Here is an 18,763-nt window from a genome sequence, read left to right as displayed (position 1 = left end):
GTGATCTGACTGAAATGCTTGATAAACGCCAATTTTATATCGATGGGCAATGGGTTGCTCCAACTGAAGCCAAAGACTTCGATGTCATCAATCCGGCAACGGAGCTGCCGGTTGCGGTCATCTCTTTGGGAGGCGAGGCTGACCTGAACAAGGCGGTCGCCGCGGCCAAATCAGCCTTTCAAACCTGGGGTGAGAGTCCGGTTGAAGAGCGTGTTGCTCTGTTTGAACGGATCATCGAAATCTACAATCGCCGGTCCGTTGAAATGGATGAGGCGATCCGCCTTGAAATGGGGGCGCCAGCCAAATTTGCCCGTGAACAGCAGACACCCTCAGGTTCCGGTCATTTTGAGGCTACGCTTGAAGCGCTCAAATCCCATCAATGGGAGCGGCCAAGCCCGCGCGGTGGCAGTACCTTGCGGGATGAGCCGATCGGTATTTGTGGTCTCATCACTCCTTGGAACTGGCCGATCAATCAGATAGCCGCAAAGGTCGCGCCAGCACTTGCCGCTGGATGCACGATGGTCCTGAAACCGAGCGAAATTGCGCCGCTCTCGGCGATGCTATTTGCCGAGATCCTGCACGAGGCTGGCTGCCCCAAAGGGGTCTTCAATCTGGTCAACGGGGATGGTCTCGAGATCGGGGTGCCGATGTCGTCACACCCCGAAATCGACATGGTGTCTTTTACCGGGTCGACACGGGCCGGCACATCCGTCTCCCGGAACGCAGCGGCGACTGTCAAACGCGTTGCGCTGGAACTCGGTGGGAAATCGGCGAATATCCTGTTTGCCGATGCTGACCTTGAAACCGCCGTCCGGTTTTCAGTCGAAGGTTGTTTTGCCAACTCCGGCCAGTCTTGCGACGCGCCAACCCGGCTACTGGTCGAGCGGTCTGTCTACGATGAAGTCCTCGCGCTGGCCAAACAATTTGCCGGCGAGACGGCTGTCGGCGATCCGGAGCAGGATGGAGATCACATCGGGCCGGTCGTGAGCCAGCTGCAATATGAGCGGATCCAAGGCCATATCGAGGCGGGCATCAAGGAAGGCACCAAACTGCTTGCCGGCGGTGCTGGAAAGCCCGAAGGGCTGGAAACCGGCTACTACGTCCGGCCAACCATCTTTGTGGACGTCTCCAACGACATGCATGTTGCGCGGGAAGAAATCTTTGGGCCGGTGCTTGCGGTCTTGCCATTTGAGACGGAAGAAGACGCAATCCGCATTGCCAACGACACCCCCTATGGTCTGGCCGCCTATATCCAGACCGGAGATCCGGAGCGAGCTGCTAGGGTCGCTCGAAAACTGCGCGCTGGAAACGTCTATATCAACGGCGCGGGCATTGACTACGACGTTCCCTTCGGCGGGTACAAGCAGTCCGGCAACGGCCGCGAATTCGGCCAGTTCGGTCTGGAAGATTTTCTGGAGCTCAAGGCGATCACGGCCTGAGTTTAATCATCCTGACATCCGCCGCTAGCGCCGCCCCGGCCTTGAGCCGGGGTCTCTGCGTTGCATGAATTGGTCCCGGCTCAGGACCGGGACTGCCAATCGTGAGTTCTGGGTGATTGAACCGACAAAGCTCTTTGAAGGCCAGTCACCCCGCCGCAGAACAGATCTGCAGGAGCGCGGCGATTGGCGGTGTTGCAAGGCCGAGGCAGCAGGCGTGAACGGTTGCCAGAAACGCGGTCAGAGTTGCGCCGGTACCAAGTGCCAGCATCAATGAAGGGTCTTGCCGGACTTCATCCACGGCGGCCTTCCAGCTCAAGGTCTGTGCGGTCATCAGCTCACTTCTTTCCAGTTTCAGTGGTTCACATTGCGTGACATTTCCCAGGCCGGTCACTCGGCTGCTTCCTGGGGTGTTTCTTCGGTTTTCTTTCCGCCAAACAGACCGCCAAGCCAGCCTTTCTTTTCCTTGGACGCGTCTGTGTCACTGTGAGCGTCTATGCCTTCTTCAGCCTCTTCTGGTGTGCTCGGGGCGACTTGTTCCGCGAACGCAGTGAAGAACTCACCAGCCAGTCGCTTGGCCGTGGAATCGATCAGCCTGGCGCCGAGCTGCGCGAGCTTGCCGCCAACTTTTGCGTCCACCTCGTAGTGCAAAATGGTGGCATCCGGCCCATCTGCCTCCAGTTGAACTTTCGCGCCGCCGCGTGCAAAACCGGCGACACCGCCGGAGCCTTCGCCCTCAATGCGATACCCGTTCGGCGGATCGAGATCGAGCAGTTCTACCTTGCCGCCGAATGTTGCCTTCACCGGGCCGACCTTCAGCTTCACTTTGGCTTCCAGTTCGGTGTCGGAGTGCTTGATCAACTCTTCGCAGCCGGGGATGGATTCCTTCAGAACTTCCGGGTCGTTCAGCGCCGCCCAAACCGTTTCGCGGGGCGCTTCGATCCGTTGGCTGTCGGTCATTTGCATGGGTCTTTTACTCCGTCTGTGACTTCAAATGTGATGAACGTCGGTCCCGCGTTGGCCCTTGCGGCGGACCATCAAGAGTTCGGCAAGGATCGAAAGGGCGATTTCTTCCGGCGTGATCGCACCAAGGTCGAGCCCGGCGGGACCGTCTATCCGGTCAAGGCGTTCCTCGCTGATACCCTTTTCGCGCAGCTTGGATTTCAGATGGGCGATTTTCCTGTGGCTTCCGACAAAGGCGATGTGTTTCGAGTTTGCAGCAAGGGCGGACTGAAGCGCCGCCAAATCACCGCGCCCTTGCGTGGAGACCACGAGATAGCGCTCGGCATTGCTGTTCTCGGGGATGTCAAAACCGTCTTTGAGATCACAAAACTCTGGGAATGCACTCAGGTCTTCGAGCGGGGCATGAGCAATACACTCAAAGCCGATGTTAGGCCCCTGCTGCGCAAGGGCGGCGGCCACCGGACTGGCACCCAAGATAAGCAGCTTGGGGCGTGGCAATACCGGTTCGACAAAGATGTCCATCGTGCCCTGGCTTGGGCACATGTTCCTGGCAAACTGGACCCCTTGCCGGTTGTCTCCAGCTTCAACGCCAAGTTCCGCCAGCAGGTCTTCGGGCTGAATGGAAATCAGCTTTGTCTCGCCGTCCTCAATGGCAGCCTTCGCAGCCTTGATGACGGCGGACCGGGCGCAGCCGCCACCGATCCACCCCCCTGCGATGCTGCCGTCTGCGGCAATAACGGCCTTTGCGCCCGCTTTTGCGGCAGTCACCGAAATGGTTCGGACGACTGTCGCCAGTGCATAGGGTTCTGCATCTTGCCGCAGTTGCTCCGCCAAAGCGGAAACATCGCTCGCCGAGGCTTGGTGTGCAGCGCTCAGTGTTTCAGGGGCAGAGTGTTTCATCGGTGTCTCTCCCATCGCATCACAGGCGTTCAAGATAAGGTTCAAGGGCGGCCAGGCTGTCGAGATTATGGGCTGGCGCAAACAGATCGACATGGGGCAGGGCGGCCTGCATCCCGCCGGTTACCGGCTCGTAGCCATCCCACCCGATCATGGGGTTGAGCCAGACGATCCGCTTACAGCGTTTGCGCAGACGGGCCATCTCTTCGCCGAGCTGGTCCGGCGCTCCGGTGTCATAGCCATCGGAAAGGATCATCACGCAGGTCCGTGAGTGGATGACACGGGCTGCATGGGACCTGTTGAAATCCGCCAGAGCCTCACCGATCTTCGTGCCGCCGCCGATGCCCTGGGCCATCAGCCTCATCCGGTCGAGGGCGCGCGTTGCATCCCGTTCTGAAAGTGCGGATGAGACATGTACAAGCCGGGTGTGGAACAGGAAGGCCTCGGCCTCCCGGAAGTTGTCGAGCAGGCCGTGCACGAACCGTGTAAAGACACCGGTGTAATTGCTCATCGACCCGGAAGCATCGAGCAGGACAACAAGGCGGAGCTGGCGCGCGCGCGGCCCCTTGTGGATCAACTCGATGGGTGTGCCGCCGTGGGCGATCGAGTGACGGATCGTCTTGCGCAAGTCGAGCCGTGGGCCCTTGCGCTTTTGCTTGTCCCGGCGTGTGAGGCGGATCCGCATGGCTTTGGCGAGTTTTTCCGCGAGCTCATGGGCCTTGGCCATTTGTTCCGGATCATGGATGTTCCGGAAATCGGTCTTGCCGAGGTGGTCGGCAATGCTGGCGCCCTCCCGGCGTCCCGACGGTGCCTCGTCGCTGGGTTCGTCCTCTTCGCCCGGAACCCGGTCAACATCGCCTGCAATTGTGTCCTGACGCCGTCCTTGGGCATCAACCATCTCGCGAATGGTTTTCATGGTCTTCTTGGAACTGCTGCCGGAGACCTTGATGCCAGATTTGACGCCGCGCCCAAGCCAATAGGCATCGAAAAGTTCGTCGAATTTCTTCCAATCCGAAAGCCGGCCACAGAAAAGCGCCCGAAACGCTTCTTTCAACCTGTGGGGACGTTTGATGGCATCGGAGCGAAGCAGCCGGATGGCATCTTCCGTCTCGCCAAGACCCACCTTGTAGCCGCTGTCGCGCAAGGAACGCACGAACCCGGCAAGGCGGATCCTGACTGCAGCGCCGAGATCGTCATGGTTGTCAAGATGAACGGAAGTCATGGCTCAGGCCACCTTTCCAAGAAGCCGGTCGGTGACTTCCGGAGTAATGCGGGCCTGGTCTTCGCGTGTCTTCAGAACACAGACCAGAGTATCGAAAACCGTCTCACGCTGCTCATGCAGATTTTTTGTGCCGAGGCCGACAAGGGCAGCCGCCCAGTCGATGGTTTCTGCGACGCCCGGCACCTTCATCAGGTCTTCCTTGCGCAACTTGCCCATCAGTTCGGCGATTTGCAGGGCAAGCGCAGTGTCCAGTCCCTCTACCCGGCTCGAAAGAATGCGCGCTTCGCGGCTGGTGTCTGGGTAATCGACATAGTGATAAAGGCACCGGCGGCGCAGTGCATCGGACAGCTCCCGTGTTCCGTTCGAAGTCAGGATGACCCGGGGAATGCTTTTGGCTTCGATGGTGCCGAGTTCGGGAATGGAGACCTGAAAGTCGGACAGGAGTTCCAATAGGAACGCCTCGAATTCTTCATCGGCCCTGTCGACTTCATCGATCAGAAGGACCGGTGCCTTGTCCTGGCGGATTGCAGCCAGAAGGGGACGTTCCAGAAGGTACTTTTCGGAAAACACCGCCTCTTCAACGGTGTCCGCATCGTCGCCGGCACCTTCCCGTGCCTTGATGGCAAGCAGTTGGCGCTGATAGTTCCATTCGTAAATCGCGTCGGAACGGTCCAGGCCCTCATAGCATTGCAAACGGATCAGATCCGTGTGGTCCAGCTTTGCGAGCGCTTTGGCGACTTCCGTTTTACCGACCCCGGCTTCCCCTTCCAGAAGCAAAGGCCTGTTCAGCATCTCGGTGAGGAGAAGGGCCATGGCAAGGCCATTGTCTGCAACATATCCGGTGGCAGCGAGCGCTTCGGCGAGTGTGTCTTTTGTCTGGGTCGTCATGGTCTGTTCGGCTGGGCCAGTCAGCTGGACGCCAGCGCCTTTTCAGATTTTTCGTTGGCCGGTTTCGGCCAGACCACAAAACCATTCGCGACGGCGATTTCGAACACACGCCGGGACGGTGCATTGATTGGAAGAAGCAGATTATCGGCCTGCAGCGCATCAGTGAGTGTCATAAAATCGTCCTTGAATTGTCCCCCTCCCGGCCCCGGGAGGGAGATCCCATTCGATTGGGCTTAGCTGTGCGCGCCAAGATCCTTGGCCGCCTGCCAGACACGCCAGGCATCATGCGGCATCTGGATGTGCGTTGAGCCCAGGAACTGGAACGCATCGTTGACCGCGTTGGAGAAGGCCGGAACGCCGCCGACGTTCGGGCTTTCACCGACCCCCTTGGCACCAATCGGGTGATGCGGGCTCGGGGTGACCGTGTGATCGGTTTCCCAATGCGGCGTTTCTACGGCGGTTGGCAGGAAGAAGTCCATGAACGATGCGCCCATGACATTGCCGTTTTCGTCGTATCGAATTTCCTGGCCCATCGCGATGGCGAATGCCTCGGTCAAACCGCCATGCACCTGTCCTTCGATGATCATCGGGTTGATGCGGGTGCCACAATCGTCCAGTGCGTAGAACCGCCGTGTCTTGGCAACGCCCGTATCGACATCGATGTCCATGACACAGAAGTACGCGCCGAACGGATAGGTCATGTTGGGCGGGTCATAGTAGCTGACCGCTTCCAGACCTGGCTCCATGTTCGGCGGTGGAGCGTTGTAGGCTGCCCAGGCAATTTCCTTCATCGACTTGCGGGCCTGCGGATTGCCTTTCACCTGGAACCCGTCGATGTCCCACTCCAGGTCGTACTCGGAGACTTCCAGCATGTGCGCCGCGATCATCTGGGCCTTGTTGCGGATTTTCCGCGCAGCAAGCGCTATAGCAGCACCCGCGACCGGCGTCGACCGTGAGCCGTAGGTCCCGAGACCATAAGGCGCCGTATCCGTGTTGCCTTCCTCGACCATGATATCGTCAGCCGGGATACCGATCTCGGTCGCGATGATCTGGGCCCAGGTGGTCTCATGGCCCTGGCCCTGGGATTTTGTGCCCATGCGCGAGATCACCGAGCCTGTCGGATGGACACGGATTTCCGCACTGTCGAACATGGCAACACCGAGGATGTCACAGTTCTTCGACGGGCCGGCGCCGACAATTTCGGTGAAGAACGAAATGCCGATGCCCATGATTTCGCGAGTTTCTCCGCGTTTAAAGGCCTCTTGTTTGGCTTTTTGTTCTTCGCGCAGCTGGCGGTAGCCGATGGTGTCCATCGCCTTTTGCATGGCCGTGTGGTAGTCGCCGCTGTCATACTCCCAGCCGAGTGCCGACTGATATGGGAACTGTTCCTGCTTGACGAAATTCTTCATACGAAGATCGGCTGGGTCCATCTCCAGCTTCTGTGCCAGGATGTCCATGGCCCGTTCAATGCAGTAGGCTGCTTCCGTCACCCGGAAGGAACAGCGGTAGGCAACCCCGCCCGGTGCCTTGTTGGTGTAGACCCCGTCGACCTCAAGATGGGCGGTCGGGAAATCATAGGAGCCGGTGACGATGTTGAAGAACCCGGCGGGCCATTTGGACGGGTCGGCGCAGGCATCAAAACCGCCATGGTCGGCGAGCACGTGCACTTTCAGTCCGGTCACGGTGCCGTCATTCTTTGCGGCGATTTCCGTGGTCATGTGATAGTCGCGGGCAAAGGATGTGGTGGAGAGGTTCTCCATCCGGTCCTCAACCCATTTCACCGGAACCCCTGTGACGATCGACGCAACAATTGAGCAGATGTAGCCTGGGTAAGCGCCCACCTTGTTGCCGAAGCCGCCGCCGATATCCGGCGCGATCACATGGATCTTGTGCTCCGGAATGGTTGACAGCAGCGAGGCAACCGTCCGGATAACATGCGGCGCCTGGAAGGTGCCCCAGACCGTCAGCTCTCCCTTCATCTTGTCCATGGACGCAACACACTGGCAGGTCTCCAGCGGTGACGGGTGTGTGCGGTGATAGGAGATCATCTCCTCGATGGTGACGTCGGCGTCGGAAAATGCTTTGGCGGTTTCGTCCTTGTCGCCCACTTGCCATTTGAAGATGTGGTTGTGGTGATCGCGCGGTCCGTGTGCGCCTTCTGTCTTGCCTTCAAGATCGGGCCGCAGGACGGGTGCGTCCGGGTCCATGGCCTTGAACGGATCGATCAGCACCGGCAGCTCTTCGTATTCGACTTCAACGAGCTGGATGGCATCATCCGCAATATAGCGGTTTTCCGCCACGACAAAGGCGACTTCCTGGTTCTGGTAGAGGACCTTGCCATCGGCCAGAACCATCTGGACGTCACCAGCAAGTGTCGGCATCCAGGCAAGGTTTACACCCTTCAGGTCTTCCGCCGTCAAAACGGCAATCACGCCTGGGATCTTGAGCGCTTCTGAAGCATCGATCTTGGTGATCTTTGCGTGCGGGTAGGGCGAGCGCACGAAATCACCGAACACCATGCCCGGCAGTTTGAGATCGTCCACATACTGGCCCTGGCCTTGCGTGAAGCGGATGTCTTCTACGCGCTTGCGCTTGCAGCCCATGCCTTCGAGGGCTGCTTCCCGCTGTTCCCGTGTAGGGGTCATGTCGTTCATTCTGCAGCCTCCTGGAAATCAGCGCCGTTGAGTTTGGCGGCGGCATACTGGATGGCTTTGACGATGTTCTGGTATCCGGTGCACCGGCACAGGTTGCCGGCGATCCCCATGCGGATTTCGTCTTCCGTTGGGTTCGGGTTTTCCTTCAAGAGAACATGCGCCCGCATGATCATGCCCGGTGTGCAGTAGCCGCACTGGAGACCGTGCATCTGCCGGAAACCTTCCTGAAGCGCAGATAATGTGCCGTCCGGGTTGGCCATGCCTTCGACGGTCGTAAGATCTGCGCCGTTGGCTTGCGCTGCGAACATCGTGCAGGCCTTGACCGACATGCCGTTCATTTCGATGGTGCAGGCCCCACAGTGGGATGTTTCGCAACCAATATGCGGGCCGGTGATGTCGAGATCTTCCCGCAGGAAGTGGATCAGAAGCGTGCGCGGCTCCACGAAGCGCTGCACCTTCTTGCCGTTGACGGTCATGGTGACCGGGATTTGTTCAATATCGCTCATTCTTGTCTCTCCCTCGTCCCCGGTCAGCTGCTTGCGCGCTCTGCTGCGCGGGCCAGCGCGCGTTCCAGCATCACGCCCGCCATTTTCGTGCGGTATTCGGCTGGACCGCGTCCATCGGATGCCGGTTCGGTGATGGCCTCTGCGGCTGCGACAGCTCTCTTCACGGTCTCTGCGTCCAAAGCAGACCCGGTCAGGATCTCGCCTGCCTCAGCGGCAAAAAGCGGAGTGTCGGCCACATTTGTGAGGGCTATAGAACAGGATGCGACGGTGCCGCCGTTCATCGTGAGGACGACTGCTGCGGCGGCGGTAGCGTAGTCACCCACCTTGCGCTTCAGTTTTTCATAAGCATAACCATGGCCCGTCGCCGGTGTCGGGATCCGAACAGCGGTCAGAATTTCTTCCGGCGCCAGTGCCGTGAAATAGGCGGCCTCGTAAAACTCGCGCGCAGCGACTTCGCGGTCGCCGTCCGGGCCGGTCAGCACATAACTTGCGTTAAGGCATTGCATCAGGGCGGGCATGTCGTTGCCCGGATCGCCGTTAGCGACGTTGCCACCGAGTGTACCGAGATACCGGATTTGAGGATCGGCGATCAGCAGGGATGTTTCGCGAATGATGGGAAGTTTTGCGGCAAGGAGATCCGACTGGATCATCTCATGTTGGGTGGTCATCGTTCCAATGACGATAGTGCCGGCGTCTTCTGAAGTACCCTTGAGGCCCTCGACACCGCCGAGGTCGATCAGATGCTCCGGCGCGGCCATGCGCAGCTTCATCATTGGGATCAGGCTGTGGCCTCCGGAAAGGGGCCGGGCTTCATCGCCGTGTTCGGCCAGGATCGCTACTGCTTCTTTGACAGTCGCTGGCCGGTGATATGTGAATTCACCTGGGATCACGTCTTTCTCCTCCCTCATGCAGCTTAAACGGTTGGGCGTTGGTCCGAGATTTGGACAGGCCCTTTCGTTTGAGTTCGGCGCTCTCCCACGCGCCTCATTTGACAATAAGCGTCGCAGTTGCTGCAGCGCACTCTCAAGGAAACCTGCACAAATGACCTAGTAGTATGCACGGAATACGTTTATTCCCTCACGAATTACGTCATCATTACTGACGCTTTTTGTGAAAAAATCGATATTTTTGACTTTGGTGTAGAGATAAATTTGTTTGAAATGTCAGTAATTTAAGGATATCGAATTTCCGATTGACCTGTGGCTGTGCAGCGAAAGGCCAGAAAAGCGTTCTGGTTCACGAAATGCGGCCTTTGCACGCGTATGTTGCACTGCGTGCTGGGCGTTTTGCCGAAGGAAACCGATAGTACGATGCTAGTGAGCGGGAGCCGGGTCGGGCTCTGGAGCGTTGGTCGCCGACATCGTCGTGAGCTGGGATTTGACACGGCTTAAGCGAGAGCGGCTGACTGGTACGGTCTGCCCGGCGTCGCCGTGCAGGACCAGTAGGCCACCATCACCGGATCTCTTGAAGGAAGCGACACATGCAAGGTTCACGATGTGGCTCCGGTGCACCCGGTTGAAAGTTTTGCTGTCCAGCTGACGCTCGGCTTCGCTTATGGATAAGGGACAAAAATACTCCCGTGATCCGTCGAACAGCTTCGTGTAATGCGCATCTGCATGGATGGCCACGATCTCCGTTGTGGCAATCTGAGTTTTTTGACCGTCATGTTCGATCGGCAGCATCCTTTTTGCCGTCAATTTCTGCGCTTGGATCGGAGTGGCGGCGGACTGTAAACCATGGGCAGTGCGTTTGGAGGTCTGCTCCGGTTTGGCAGAAGACGAACCTCCGGAATTCGCTTCCGCAGCCGCAGGGCTCGCTGGTGTTGCCGCTTGCAAAGCAAGCTCATCATCAAAGTGGGGAGCCTCATCCCCTTCAAGAGGCTGTTCCGGGACAAGCTTGAGCAGAAAAAGACCGGAGACAAGAAAAGCCACACAGGACACCAAAATGGCGAGAGTTCCGGGGTCTAGGGCCGGAGCCAACGAGGGTGTTGGCGATACAAGCGGTTCAACGGTCAAGCCGGCCATCGCGATGTAATGCATTGCAGAGATCGCAAGCGCCATCACTACAGCGGAAAAAAACATTGGTGGCCGTCGTCCGGGGCCGAATAAGAGCCAGAGCGCAAGGCCTGAGGCGTTAAAGGCGATCAAGAAACTGGCAAATACATAGGCCGTGTCATGAGACAGACTTAACGAGAGATGCAACGCGTACATGCCTAGATAGTGCATCGTGCATATCCCGGCCCCCATGACAAAGGCTGCGATCCCAAGGCGAACGGGCGTCAGTTGGCGATTGCTGGCCGCAAACACGCCGATACCGACGACCAGCACACAGACGAGAAAGGAAAGAAGGGTCGGCAATACAAGAAAGTCTGTCAGGACGGGCAGGCGGGCGGCGAGCATGCCGACAAAATGCATCGACCAAATCGCAAGTGCGAGTGTGAGCGCGGCTCCGGCCAACAGCAAGCGCCGACGGGGTTCAGTCGACGTACGGACTTGGACAGCCAAACCCAAACCAACAAAGCTGCCCTGAAACGCCATTATCAGGGAAAGCGCCACGAGCCAGGGCTCGTGCGTCACTGTCATTGTGAGCGTCCTCCCACTCAACACCATTCTTAGAACGAAGCAGTGTTCTGAGTACAGGATAAGTGAAGAAGTGGCTCAGGCCAAGTTTCCAGTTTTTAATGCAACTCATTCGCAATAAGCTTGACACTTGCGAATGAGTTGCAATATCACTTGCATCAGGGTCAAACACTTCTTGTGTGAGGTTTCAGTGAAAAAGACTGCTTTATTTGCTGCTGTGGCAGCGGTCGCGATGATGTCCGGGCAGAGCGCTTGGGCGGAAGATAAGATGAAGGTCGTTACGACCTTTACCGTCATTGCCGACATGGCCTCGAATGTTGCCGGTGATGCGGCTGAGGTGGTGTCCATCACCAAGCCAGGCGCTGAAATTCATGGGTATGAACCGACGCCGCAGGACATCGTACGGGCCTCCGATGCCGACCTAATTCTGTGGAACGGCATGAACCTGGAGCTTTGGTTTGAACAGTTCCTGTCAAACCTCGGCGACATTCCGTCGGCGACACTGACAGACGGCATTGATCCGATTTCCATCAGAAGCGGGTCCTACGAGGGCAAGCCCAACCCCCACGCTTGGATGGGCCTCAACAATGCGCAGGTCTACATCGACAACATTGCAGCTGCTTTTTCTGCTCAAGATCCGGCCAACGCGGACGTCTACAAACAGAATGCGGAAGCTTACAAAGAGCAGTTGCGTGGCGTAATCGAACCGCTTCGTGAGACAATCGCACAAGTTCCGGAAGACAAGCGTTGGCTTGTGACTTGTGAAGGTGCGTTTAGTTATCTTGCGCGCGATTTCGGCATGAAGGAACTGTACCTATGGCCGATGAATGCTGATCAGGTTGGGACACCGCAACAGGTCCGCTCGGTTATCGACGGCGTAAAAGACAACAACATCCCGGTGGTCTTCTGTGAAAGCACGGTCAACACAGCGCCTGCTGAACAGGTCGCCCGGGAGACTGGCGCGAGTTATGGCGGGGTGCTTTATGTCGATTCACTCAGCGAAGCCGACGGGCAGGTCCCGACCTATCTCGACCTTCTGCGGGTGACCTCAACAACGGTCGCCAAAGGGCTCGAAAGCGCGACCAATTGATTTTTCCGCGGCGCCTTTCGGTGCCGCGGCTCTTCCCCGGCGGACCGGATTTTGTAATGATTGGATTTGTTGAATGTTGAAGGTCATCGAGGAGCCGGAGTTGGCATCGACAAACATGGTGTCAGATATCGGGATCTCCGCAGAGGACGTGACCGTAACCTACCGCAATGGCCATACCGCGCTTTGGAACGCCAGTTTTGAGATCCCGCGTGGCACAGTCACCGCACTCGTCGGCGTCAACGGGGCCGGTAAATCAACACTCTTCAAGGCTATCATGGGCTTTGTGCCAGCTGCGAAGGGAACCATTCAACTTCTGGGCATGAGCGTCAAAGAAGCGCTTCGCAAAAACCTCGTCGCCTACGTACCGCAGTCGGAAGAAGTAGACTGGTCTTTTCCGGTGCTGGTTGAAGACGTCGTCATGATGGGCCGGTATGGCCACATGGGGTTCTTGCGCCGTCCCAAACAGTCCGATCACGATGCTGTTGCCGAAGCGCTCAGCCGGGTCAACATGCAGGATTACCGGAAGCGCCAGATCGGGGAACTGTCTGGTGGTCAGCGCAAACGTGTGTTCCTCGCGCGGGCATTGGCACAAGACGGCCAAGTCATTCTGCTCGATGAACCGTTCACGGGCGTCGACGTGAAAACCGAGGAACAGATTATCGAACTCCTTGGAGAATTGCGGGCCGAAGGACGTGTGATGCTGGTCTCCACTCACAACCTCGGATCTGTACCGGAATTCTGTGATCGCACTGTGCTCGTCAAGGGAACGGTGCTAGCCTTTGGCCCCACCGAAACGACGTTCACCCGTGAGAACCTGGAGCAGGCCTTTGGCGGCGTTCTCCGGCATTTCACCATCAGCGATCAGACGTTGCACACGGATGGGGATGAGCGGAAGGTGACTATCCTGACCGATGATGAACGCCCATTTGTTCAATATGGAGATGAGACGCAAACGGCCGAGAAACGGCCATGATTGCCACTCTGCTTGAGCCCTTCAACTACGCCTATATGACCAACGCTATGTGGGTTTCCGCGCTTGTCGGCGGCGTTTGTGCGTTCCTTTCTGCCTATCTCATGCTCAAAGGCTGGTCTTTGATTGGCGATGCTCTTTCGCACTCTGTCGTGCCGGGTGTCGCCGGCGCTTATATCCTCGGATTGCCCTTTGCTCTTGGGGCTTTTATTGCCGGCGGGCTCGCTGCCGGAGCCATGTTGTTCCTGTCGGAACGGTCCGGATTGAAAGTCGATGTGATCATCGGATTGATCTTCACCTCATTCTTCGGACTGGGCCTCTTCATTGTGTCGGTCAATCCGATGTCGGTTTCGATCCAGACGATCACCATGGGCAACATTCTGGCCATCACACCGGAAGACACGCTTCAGCTTGCGATTATCGGGTTTGTGTCGCTGGGCGTGCTGCTGCTCAAGTGGAAGGACCTTATGGTCACTTTCTTTGACGAGAACCACGCGCGCACCATTGGTCTGCGACCAGGACTCCTGAAGGCTGTTTTTTTCATACTTCTTTCTGCCTCCGTTGTGGCGGCCATGCAGACGGTCGGTGCGTTTCTAGTGATCGCTATGGTGGTCACGCCGGGTGCAACGGCATATCTTTTGTGTGACAGGTTCCCAAGACTGATCGCACTGTCTGTCGTGATCGGATCGGTCACCAGTTTTTCCGGTGCCTATATCAGCTACTTTCTAAATGGAGCGACCGGCGGGATCATCGTGGTGCTGCAGACCCTGATCTTTCTTGTTGCCTTTGTCTTTGCGCCAAAACACGGCCTTTTGGCCGCGCGCCGGAAAGCATCTGAAGCGCTTCGCAATGGTCCTTCTGATACCGTGTTGCCAGGACAGCCCGGCGGAGGGCCGCAGTGATGGATCTCGATTTTCTTCTTCTGCCGTTCAAATTCCCATTCATGCAGAACGCGTTCCTGATCTGCGTTCTGGTTTCGATTCCGACCGCGCTGTTGTCCTGTTTTTTGGTCATGAAAGGATGGGCGCTGATGGGTGACGCTGTCAGTCATGCCGTTCTTCCCGGCATTGTGCTGGCCTACATCGTCGGCCTTCCCTTGATCCTGGGTGCCTTTGCCGCCGGCATGGTGTGCGCTGTGGCAACTGGGTATCTCTCGACCAACAGCCGGGTAAAGCAGGACACCGTTATGGGTGTTGTTTTCTCCGGCATGTTCGGTCTTGGGATCGTGCTCTATGTGGCTGTCGAAACCAACGCTCACCTTGACCACATCCTCTTTGGCAACATGCTCGGTGTTGGCAATCAGGACCTCTGGACCGCTGGCATCATCTCATTTGTTGTTGCAGGTGGTCTGGTTTTGAAATGGAAGGATCTCGTCCTTCACAGCTTTGATGCCGCGCAGGCACAGGCCTCGGGGCTGCCGGTCAATTTGCTTCACTATGGCCTGCTTGCTGCACTCTCATTGACGATCGTTGCGACCCTTTCGGCGACCGGGCTGATCCTTGCCATTGGTTTGGTGATTGCACCGGGCGCGATCGCATTCTTGCTTGTGCGGAAATTCAGCACGATGCTCTGGGTGTCCGTGGTTGTCTGCATGCTCTCCATGCTTGCCGGTACGTATTTGAGCTTTTTCATCGACAGTGCGCCGGCACCGACCATTGTCCTAATCCTGACAGCAGCGTTCATTGCAGCCTTCATCCGCCGGCAAATTGTTACTCGGCAGATGTCTTTGCGCAGGGTTGAGGAGGACAGGACCCTCAAAGAGGTTTGAATTTTACAACGTTTGTTTCCTTTGAAATCGTTCAGGAACAGTGACGAAAAAAGCCGCCCCGAAGCTTTCGGGACGGCTTTTTCGTTTTGGACTTTTGACCGGGTCAGTTTTTGACCGGAAGTGTCAACGAGACAAGATCCTGGCCTACAATCGTGGTGCCGTCGAAACCGCTTTCGGCTACGGCTCCGGTATAGTCCTCGTTGGTCAATGCGCCTTCAGGGAGTTTGTAGGGGCCTTGACGCGGGGCGCCGACCGGCGGGATCAGATGGGTGAGCATCAAGTGTTTTACCCCGGCCCTGCGGGCTAGATGCCCAAGGTCCGTGGCATTGCTTTGACGGAAATAAATCGGTGGCGGGAAGCCCGTGCCACCGTCTGGCCCCATGACCGGGTGGATCGTGGAATGCACGACAATGTCGGCACCTTGTGCCAGCTTTTCGACCTGGCCTGATGTAGATGTCTCTCGCGGCGGCTTGCGCACATCATTGCCTGCATCACCGCCGATTACCACGCTGCCGGCAGGGGTATCCACCCGATAGGAAGCATGTCCTGGGATGTGTGTTGACCGGATGGCGCTGACTGTAACGTCGCCTTTTGACCAGACTTCCTGGGCCTCATCTTGAGGTTTGAAGTCCTTGACATTGATCAGTTCGGCCGGGCCACCGGGAAGGCGTTTTTTGTTTTCAGCAAGCCGTTGGGCGATTTCACCGGAGTTGATCAAGGCATCTCCGATATGTGTGGCAAAGCGCTCGCAGCTTAAGGAGAAGCCAAGCGGAGATTTGGTTTCCTCACTGCACACCAGATCAACCTTCGGCCCGCCAGAATTAAAGTGCCAGCGCAGCTGCATCATGTCTGCAAGGCCTTCGGTGTGATCGGAATGCAGATGGCTCAGGAAAATCGCATCGATTTTGCCGACCGGTACACCGGCCTGGGACAGGCGCTGCGTGGTTCCACGGCCGGTATCGAACTGCAAGCGCATGTCATTGCATTTGTTTTCTTCCGAGCCGTACTGCACAAGAGTACCGGCACCCGCCTGTCCTTGAAAGACAGGTGGTCCGCCTTGGGTGCCGGTTAAGGTGACTTTGAGACAGTTTTCTGCCAGTGCGGGCGGCGCCATCAAGGTGCCTGCGCTGAGCAGTAATCCAGAAATCAGTGCCCGAAACATCGTTTCCTCCCAATGGTTTCGTTTCTTCCTTCTTTGAGTCCCGTTTTTCTTGATCCTTTGGACGGCGCTGCGTGCTTTGCCCGGCGCCGGCCGATTTTTGCTTACGAGAAACTCGTTTTTTTCGCCGAAAGACCGACCGACAGCGTGAAACTGCCTTCATTGATCATCCAGCGTCGGAGTGTGTAGCTGCGAACCCCGCGCGCATGCATCGGGTCGCCATCAGCAAGCGCTCGAGCTTCTTCCAGAGACGTCGCTCGATAGATGATCATGCCTTCGCCCTGCATTTCTTCGCCGGTTTCATCGGAGACCGGACCAGCAAAGGCGAGACTGCCTGATGCTTCCAACTGCGCCTGGTATGCGAGGTGATCTGGGAGGGTCCCGGGAATGTCTGCACCCGGACCGACAGGCTTTGTGTTGACGACATAAAGCTCCAATGCAAGCGCACCGCGCTCTTTGGCGACCTGCTTATATTCCTGCCATTTGGGCATTTTTATCCTCCAATTTTGAAGTAGTATAAAAAAATCGATATTATTTGACAAACTAAAAAAACGTCGTCAAAGTGAGATTGTATTCGTTAACACCGAGGAAATCATGCGCTTCATTGTGGGAACCGGACCCGGAGGTCAGGGCGTTTATCTGGTCGAAGGTCAAAAGGCTTGGAACTTGACGGCACTGGACCGCAAAGTTGGCCATGATCTGATGGGTTTGATTTCCGGCGCAGCGGATATTTCGGAACTGGTGGCCAAAAAAGACGAAGGTGCCAGTTTTGATCTGTCCGCGATTGCGCCGGAATTGCCGGTGGCGGCACCCGGCAAGATCATTTGCCTTGGGTTGAATTACGTCGATCATATCAAGGAAGGCGGTTATGATGTGCCGACCTATCCGGCGCTCTTCATGCGGTCGATGACGTCAATGATCCCCGCCGGGGCTCCGATGGTGCGTCCTTCGTGTTCCGAGCAGCTCGATTATGAAGCCGAACTTATGGTGATCATCGGCAAAGGCGGCCGGCATATCAGTGAAGACAGCGCGTTGGATCACGTCTTCGGTTACACGCTTTTCAACGACGGTTCCGTTCGCGAATATCAGCGCAAAACCCATCAATGGACGCCTGGCAAGAACTTTGACGGCACAGGTCCCGTGGGTCCAGTTGTTGTGACGCCAGACGAGCTGCCAAAGGGCGCTGAAGGCTTGAAGATCGAAAGCCGGGTCGGCAGCGAAATTTTGCAAAGCGCGACCACGTCCGACATGCTTTGGAGCGTGGCCCGTACGATCTCCACCATCTCTGAATATACGACCCTGGAGCCGGGTGATTACCTTGCCATGGGGACACCCCCTGGCGTGGGGCACGCGAAGACGCCTCAGCGCTGGCTGCGGCCGGGTGAAGTGGTTGAAGTCGAAATCGAAGGCATCGGTATTTGTGCAAATCCGATTGTCGCTGAAGAAGACATGCGCGCGACGGAGGCCGCCGAATGACAATGGCAGCGTCGCAAGCACCGGTTGGAGAAGCTCTGGCAACATTGCGTGCTGAGGCCCAGGATGTGGTCCGGTCCCTACGCGAACGAGTCACGAAACTTGATGATGACGGCATTGATTTGATCCTGCGCCAGGCGCGTTCGCATTATGCCTGGCAGGACAAGCCAGTGTCCCGTGACACGCTTGAATTGCTTTACGAGATCACCGCTGCAGGTCCAACGAGCATGAACACCTGTCCGGCGCGGTTCTTCTTCATCGAGAGCCAGGCTGCAAAGGAGCGGCTGGCTAAGTCGCTCAAGGACAAGAACATCGACAAGATGATGTCTGCACCGGTGGCTGTGATCATTGCCCATGATCTGGACTTCTGGAAAGAGCTGCCATTCCTGTTTCCGCACGAGGACCGGAGGCCGCATTTCGAAGGGAAGCCCGAGCATTCCGAGACGACCGCATTCCGCAACGGGACGTTGCAAGGCGCCTATTTCATGATCGCTGCACGGGCCCTCGGTCTTGATGTGGGAGCCATGTCCGGCTTTTCGAACAAGATAGTCGATGAGGAGTTTTTTGCCGGCACGACGTTGAAGTCGAATTTCTTGTGTAATCTTGGATATGCGGATGAGAGTGCGTTGTTCCAAAAACTGCCGCGGTTGCCGTTTGAGACCGCCTGCAAATTCTTGTGAGGCCTCATGCCGAGCTTGAGAGAAAAAACAGTTGTCAAGCTTCGTGCCAAAGGGCTGGGCATCAGCCATTCACGGACAGACGTTGCCATACGCGACTTGACCTTTCAGATCGATGAACCGGAGGCGCGGGGTGGCACAAACTTGGGACCAGCGCCAACAGAAGCTGCAATGGCCGCACTGGCGGGTTGTACAAATGTAATCGGGCACAAGTGTGCCAGCAAACTGGGGGCCGACATCGGTCACCTGACAATCGAAATTACCTGCGAATTCGATCGCCGGGGCGTCACTCTTGAGGAGGAGATCGACGTTCCCTTTGTCGCGTTGCGGCAGGTGGTGACCAGCGATGGTACGGTCTCGCAAGAGGAGCTCGACCGCGTCGGATCTGAAGTCGCCAAGTACTGTCCCCTGTCCAAACTGTTTGAACAGTCGGGGACCTCAATGGAGACAACTTGGGTCAAGGCCTGAGGTCTCTGATGTT

At 57.2% G+C, this 18,763-nt stretch carries 20 protein-coding genes; 8 read left to right on the top strand and 12 right to left on the bottom strand.

Annotation, left to right across the window (positions count from 1 at the left end):
* Window positions 1–14: 14 nt before the first annotated feature.
* Window positions 15–1,439 carry an aldehyde dehydrogenase family protein gene (locus RBB44_RS12230; RefSeq protein WP_306147639.1) on the top strand — a complete coding sequence of 475 codons (1,425 nt, stop codon included), beginning with the start codon at window positions 15–17 and terminating at the stop codon, window positions 1,437–1,439.
* A 145-nt stretch (window positions 1,440–1,584) separates the two neighbouring features.
* Here RBB44_RS12230 and RBB44_RS12225 read toward each other — a convergent pair whose 3' ends face one another.
* From RBB44_RS12225 to RBB44_RS12180, 10 genes are all read right to left on the bottom strand, one after another.
* The gene (locus RBB44_RS12225; protein ID WP_306147638.1) at window positions 1,585–1,770 is read right to left on the bottom strand and encodes a hypothetical protein; all 186 of its coding nucleotides are present in this window, start codon (window positions 1,768–1,770) and stop codon (window positions 1,585–1,587) included.
* Window positions 1,771–1,826: 56 nt separating this feature from the next.
* Complete coding sequence (locus tag RBB44_RS12220) at window positions 1,827–2,402, bottom strand: carbon monoxide dehydrogenase subunit G (protein WP_306147637.1); 576 nt, start codon at window positions 2,400–2,402, stop codon at window positions 1,827–1,829.
* Window positions 2,403–2,426: 24 nt separating this feature from the next.
* A complete protein-coding gene (locus tag RBB44_RS12215; protein ID WP_306147636.1) occupies window positions 2,427–3,299 on the bottom strand; it encodes an XdhC family protein in 873 nt (290 codons plus the stop codon).
* Between the two features lie 19 nt (window positions 3,300–3,318).
* A complete protein-coding gene (locus tag RBB44_RS12210; protein ID WP_306147635.1) occupies window positions 3,319–4,518 on the bottom strand; it encodes a VWA domain-containing protein in 1,200 nt (399 codons plus the stop codon).
* Window positions 4,519–4,521: 3 nt separating this feature from the next.
* A complete protein-coding gene (locus RBB44_RS12205; RefSeq protein ID WP_306147634.1) occupies window positions 4,522–5,406 on the bottom strand; it encodes a MoxR family ATPase in 885 nt (294 codons plus the stop codon).
* Between the two features lie 20 nt (window positions 5,407–5,426).
* Window positions 5,427–5,579 (bottom strand): hypothetical protein, encoded by a 153-nt coding sequence (locus RBB44_RS12200; protein WP_306147633.1) that lies wholly within the window; start codon window positions 5,577–5,579, stop codon window positions 5,427–5,429.
* A gap of 60 nt (window positions 5,580–5,639) precedes the next feature.
* The gene (locus RBB44_RS12195) at window positions 5,640–8,060 is read right to left on the bottom strand and encodes an aerobic carbon-monoxide dehydrogenase large subunit (RefSeq protein WP_306147632.1); all 2,421 of its coding nucleotides are present in this window, start codon (window positions 8,058–8,060) and stop codon (window positions 5,640–5,642) included.
* Complete coding sequence (locus tag RBB44_RS12190) at window positions 8,057–8,566, bottom strand: (2Fe-2S)-binding protein (RefSeq protein WP_371932245.1); 510 nt, start codon at window positions 8,564–8,566, stop codon at window positions 8,057–8,059. The genes RBB44_RS12195 and RBB44_RS12190 overlap by 4 nt, the downstream gene beginning before the upstream one ends.
* Window positions 8,567–8,589: 23 nt before the next feature.
* On the bottom strand, window positions 8,590–9,456 hold the full coding sequence (locus tag RBB44_RS12185) for a xanthine dehydrogenase family protein subunit M (protein ID WP_306147631.1): 867 nt from the start codon (window positions 9,454–9,456) through the stop codon (window positions 8,590–8,592).
* Window positions 9,457–9,879: 423 nt separating this feature from the next.
* The gene (locus tag RBB44_RS12180; RefSeq protein WP_306147630.1) at window positions 9,880–11,148 is read right to left on the bottom strand and encodes an MHYT domain-containing protein; all 1,269 of its coding nucleotides are present in this window, start codon (window positions 11,146–11,148) and stop codon (window positions 9,880–9,882) included.
* Window positions 11,149–11,377: 229 nt separating this feature from the next.
* On the opposite strand from RBB44_RS12180, the gene RBB44_RS12175 reads away from it, so the two are divergent.
* From RBB44_RS12175 to RBB44_RS12160, 4 genes are all read left to right on the top strand, one after another.
* On the top strand, window positions 11,378–12,235 hold the full coding sequence (locus tag RBB44_RS12175) for a metal ABC transporter substrate-binding protein (protein ID WP_306147873.1): 858 nt from the start codon (window positions 11,378–11,380) through the stop codon (window positions 12,233–12,235).
* Window positions 12,236–12,308: 73 nt separating this feature from the next.
* A complete protein-coding gene (locus RBB44_RS12170) occupies window positions 12,309–13,208 on the top strand; it encodes a manganese/iron ABC transporter ATP-binding protein (RefSeq protein WP_306147629.1) in 900 nt (299 codons plus the stop codon).
* On the top strand, window positions 13,205–14,107 hold the full coding sequence (locus tag RBB44_RS12165; RefSeq protein ID WP_306147628.1) for a metal ABC transporter permease: 903 nt from the start codon (window positions 13,205–13,207) through the stop codon (window positions 14,105–14,107). The genes RBB44_RS12170 and RBB44_RS12165 overlap by 4 nt, the downstream gene beginning before the upstream one ends.
* Window positions 14,107–14,973 carry a metal ABC transporter permease gene (locus tag RBB44_RS12160; RefSeq protein ID WP_306147627.1) on the top strand — a complete coding sequence of 289 codons (867 nt, stop codon included), beginning with the start codon at window positions 14,107–14,109 and terminating at the stop codon, window positions 14,971–14,973. The genes RBB44_RS12165 and RBB44_RS12160 overlap by 1 nt, the downstream gene beginning before the upstream one ends.
* A gap of 103 nt (window positions 14,974–15,076) precedes the next feature.
* Here the strand turns inward: RBB44_RS12160 and RBB44_RS12155 are convergent, their stop codons facing one another.
* Both RBB44_RS12155 and RBB44_RS12150 read right to left on the bottom strand, forming a co-directional pair.
* Window positions 15,077–16,135 (bottom strand): MBL fold metallo-hydrolase, encoded by a 1,059-nt coding sequence (locus RBB44_RS12155; RefSeq protein ID WP_306147626.1) that lies wholly within the window; start codon window positions 16,133–16,135, stop codon window positions 15,077–15,079.
* Between the two features lie 101 nt (window positions 16,136–16,236).
* Window positions 16,237–16,623 carry a YciI family protein gene (locus tag RBB44_RS12150; protein WP_306147625.1) on the bottom strand — a complete coding sequence of 129 codons (387 nt, stop codon included), beginning with the start codon at window positions 16,621–16,623 and terminating at the stop codon, window positions 16,237–16,239.
* Window positions 16,624–16,726: 103 nt separating this feature from the next.
* On the opposite strand from RBB44_RS12150, the gene RBB44_RS12145 reads away from it, so the two are divergent.
* From RBB44_RS12145 to RBB44_RS12135, 3 genes are read left to right on the top strand one after another with little or no spacing between them, the layout of a single operon-like run.
* On the top strand, window positions 16,727–17,608 hold the full coding sequence (locus RBB44_RS12145) for a fumarylacetoacetate hydrolase family protein (RefSeq protein WP_306147624.1): 882 nt from the start codon (window positions 16,727–16,729) through the stop codon (window positions 17,606–17,608).
* Entirely contained in the window at window positions 17,605–18,285 is a 681-nt protein-coding gene (locus RBB44_RS12140) for a malonic semialdehyde reductase (RefSeq protein WP_133951780.1), read from the top strand. Before RBB44_RS12145 ends, RBB44_RS12140 begins: the two co-directional genes overlap by 4 nt.
* A 6-nt stretch (window positions 18,286–18,291) precedes the next feature.
* Window positions 18,292–18,750, top strand: a complete 459-nt coding sequence (locus tag RBB44_RS12135) for an OsmC family protein (RefSeq protein ID WP_306147623.1) — start codon at window positions 18,292–18,294, stop codon at window positions 18,748–18,750.
* Window positions 18,751–18,763 lie beyond the last annotated feature (13 nt).

The sequence above is a fragment of the Roseibium sp. MMSF_3247 genome (genome assembly GCF_030733765.1).
GTDB lineage: Bacteria > Pseudomonadota > Alphaproteobacteria > Rhizobiales > Stappiaceae > Roseibium.
The sequence above is the reverse complement of the archived record's forward strand: the minus strand, read 5'-3'. Positions and strand labels throughout refer to the sequence as shown.

Excerpts from the sequence above, each read along its gene's own strand:
- RBB44_RS12230 (WP_306147639.1), top strand. The coding sequence starts at position 15 with ATGCTTGATAAACGCCAATTTTATATCGATGGGCAATGGGTTGCTCCA.
- RBB44_RS12225 (WP_306147638.1), bottom strand. The coding sequence starts at position 1,770 with ATGACCGCACAGACCTTGAGCTGGAAGGCCGCCGTGGATGAAGTCCGG.
- RBB44_RS12220 (WP_306147637.1), bottom strand. The coding sequence starts at position 2,402 with ATGCAAATGACCGACAGCCAACGGATCGAAGCGCCCCGCGAAACGGTT.
- RBB44_RS12215 (WP_306147636.1), bottom strand. The coding sequence starts at position 3,299 with ATGAAACACTCTGCCCCTGAAACACTGAGCGCTGCACACCAAGCCTCG.
- RBB44_RS12210 (WP_306147635.1), bottom strand. The coding sequence starts at position 4,518 with ATGACTTCCGTTCATCTTGACAACCATGACGATCTCGGCGCTGCAGTC.
- RBB44_RS12205 (WP_306147634.1), bottom strand. The coding sequence starts at position 5,406 with ATGACGACCCAGACAAAAGACACACTCGCCGAAGCGCTCGCTGCCACC.
- RBB44_RS12200 (WP_306147633.1), bottom strand. The coding sequence starts at position 5,579 with ATGACACTCACTGATGCGCTGCAGGCCGATAATCTGCTTCTTCCAATC.
- RBB44_RS12195 (WP_306147632.1), bottom strand. The coding sequence starts at position 8,060 with ATGAACGACATGACCCCTACACGGGAACAGCGGGAAGCAGCCCTCGAA.
- RBB44_RS12190 (WP_371932245.1), bottom strand. The coding sequence starts at position 8,566 with ATGAGCGATATTGAACAAATCCCGGTCACCATGACCGTCAACGGCAAG.
- RBB44_RS12180 (WP_306147630.1), bottom strand. The coding sequence starts at position 11,148 with ATGACAGTGACGCACGAGCCCTGGCTCGTGGCGCTTTCCCTGATAATG.
- RBB44_RS12175 (WP_306147873.1), top strand. The coding sequence starts at position 11,378 with ATGATGTCCGGGCAGAGCGCTTGGGCGGAAGATAAGATGAAGGTCGTT.
- RBB44_RS12170 (WP_306147629.1), top strand. The coding sequence starts at position 12,309 with ATGTTGAAGGTCATCGAGGAGCCGGAGTTGGCATCGACAAACATGGTG.
- RBB44_RS12165 (WP_306147628.1), top strand. The coding sequence starts at position 13,205 with ATGATTGCCACTCTGCTTGAGCCCTTCAACTACGCCTATATGACCAAC.
- RBB44_RS12160 (WP_306147627.1), top strand. The coding sequence starts at position 14,107 with ATGGATCTCGATTTTCTTCTTCTGCCGTTCAAATTCCCATTCATGCAG.
- RBB44_RS12155 (WP_306147626.1), bottom strand. The coding sequence starts at position 16,135 with ATGTTTCGGGCACTGATTTCTGGATTACTGCTCAGCGCAGGCACCTTG.
- RBB44_RS12150 (WP_306147625.1), bottom strand. The coding sequence starts at position 16,623 with ATGCCCAAATGGCAGGAATATAAGCAGGTCGCCAAAGAGCGCGGTGCG.
- RBB44_RS12145 (WP_306147624.1), top strand. The coding sequence starts at position 16,727 with ATGCGCTTCATTGTGGGAACCGGACCCGGAGGTCAGGGCGTTTATCTG.
- RBB44_RS12140 (WP_133951780.1), top strand. The coding sequence starts at position 17,605 with ATGACAATGGCAGCGTCGCAAGCACCGGTTGGAGAAGCTCTGGCAACA.
- RBB44_RS12135 (WP_306147623.1), top strand. The coding sequence starts at position 18,292 with ATGCCGAGCTTGAGAGAAAAAACAGTTGTCAAGCTTCGTGCCAAAGGG.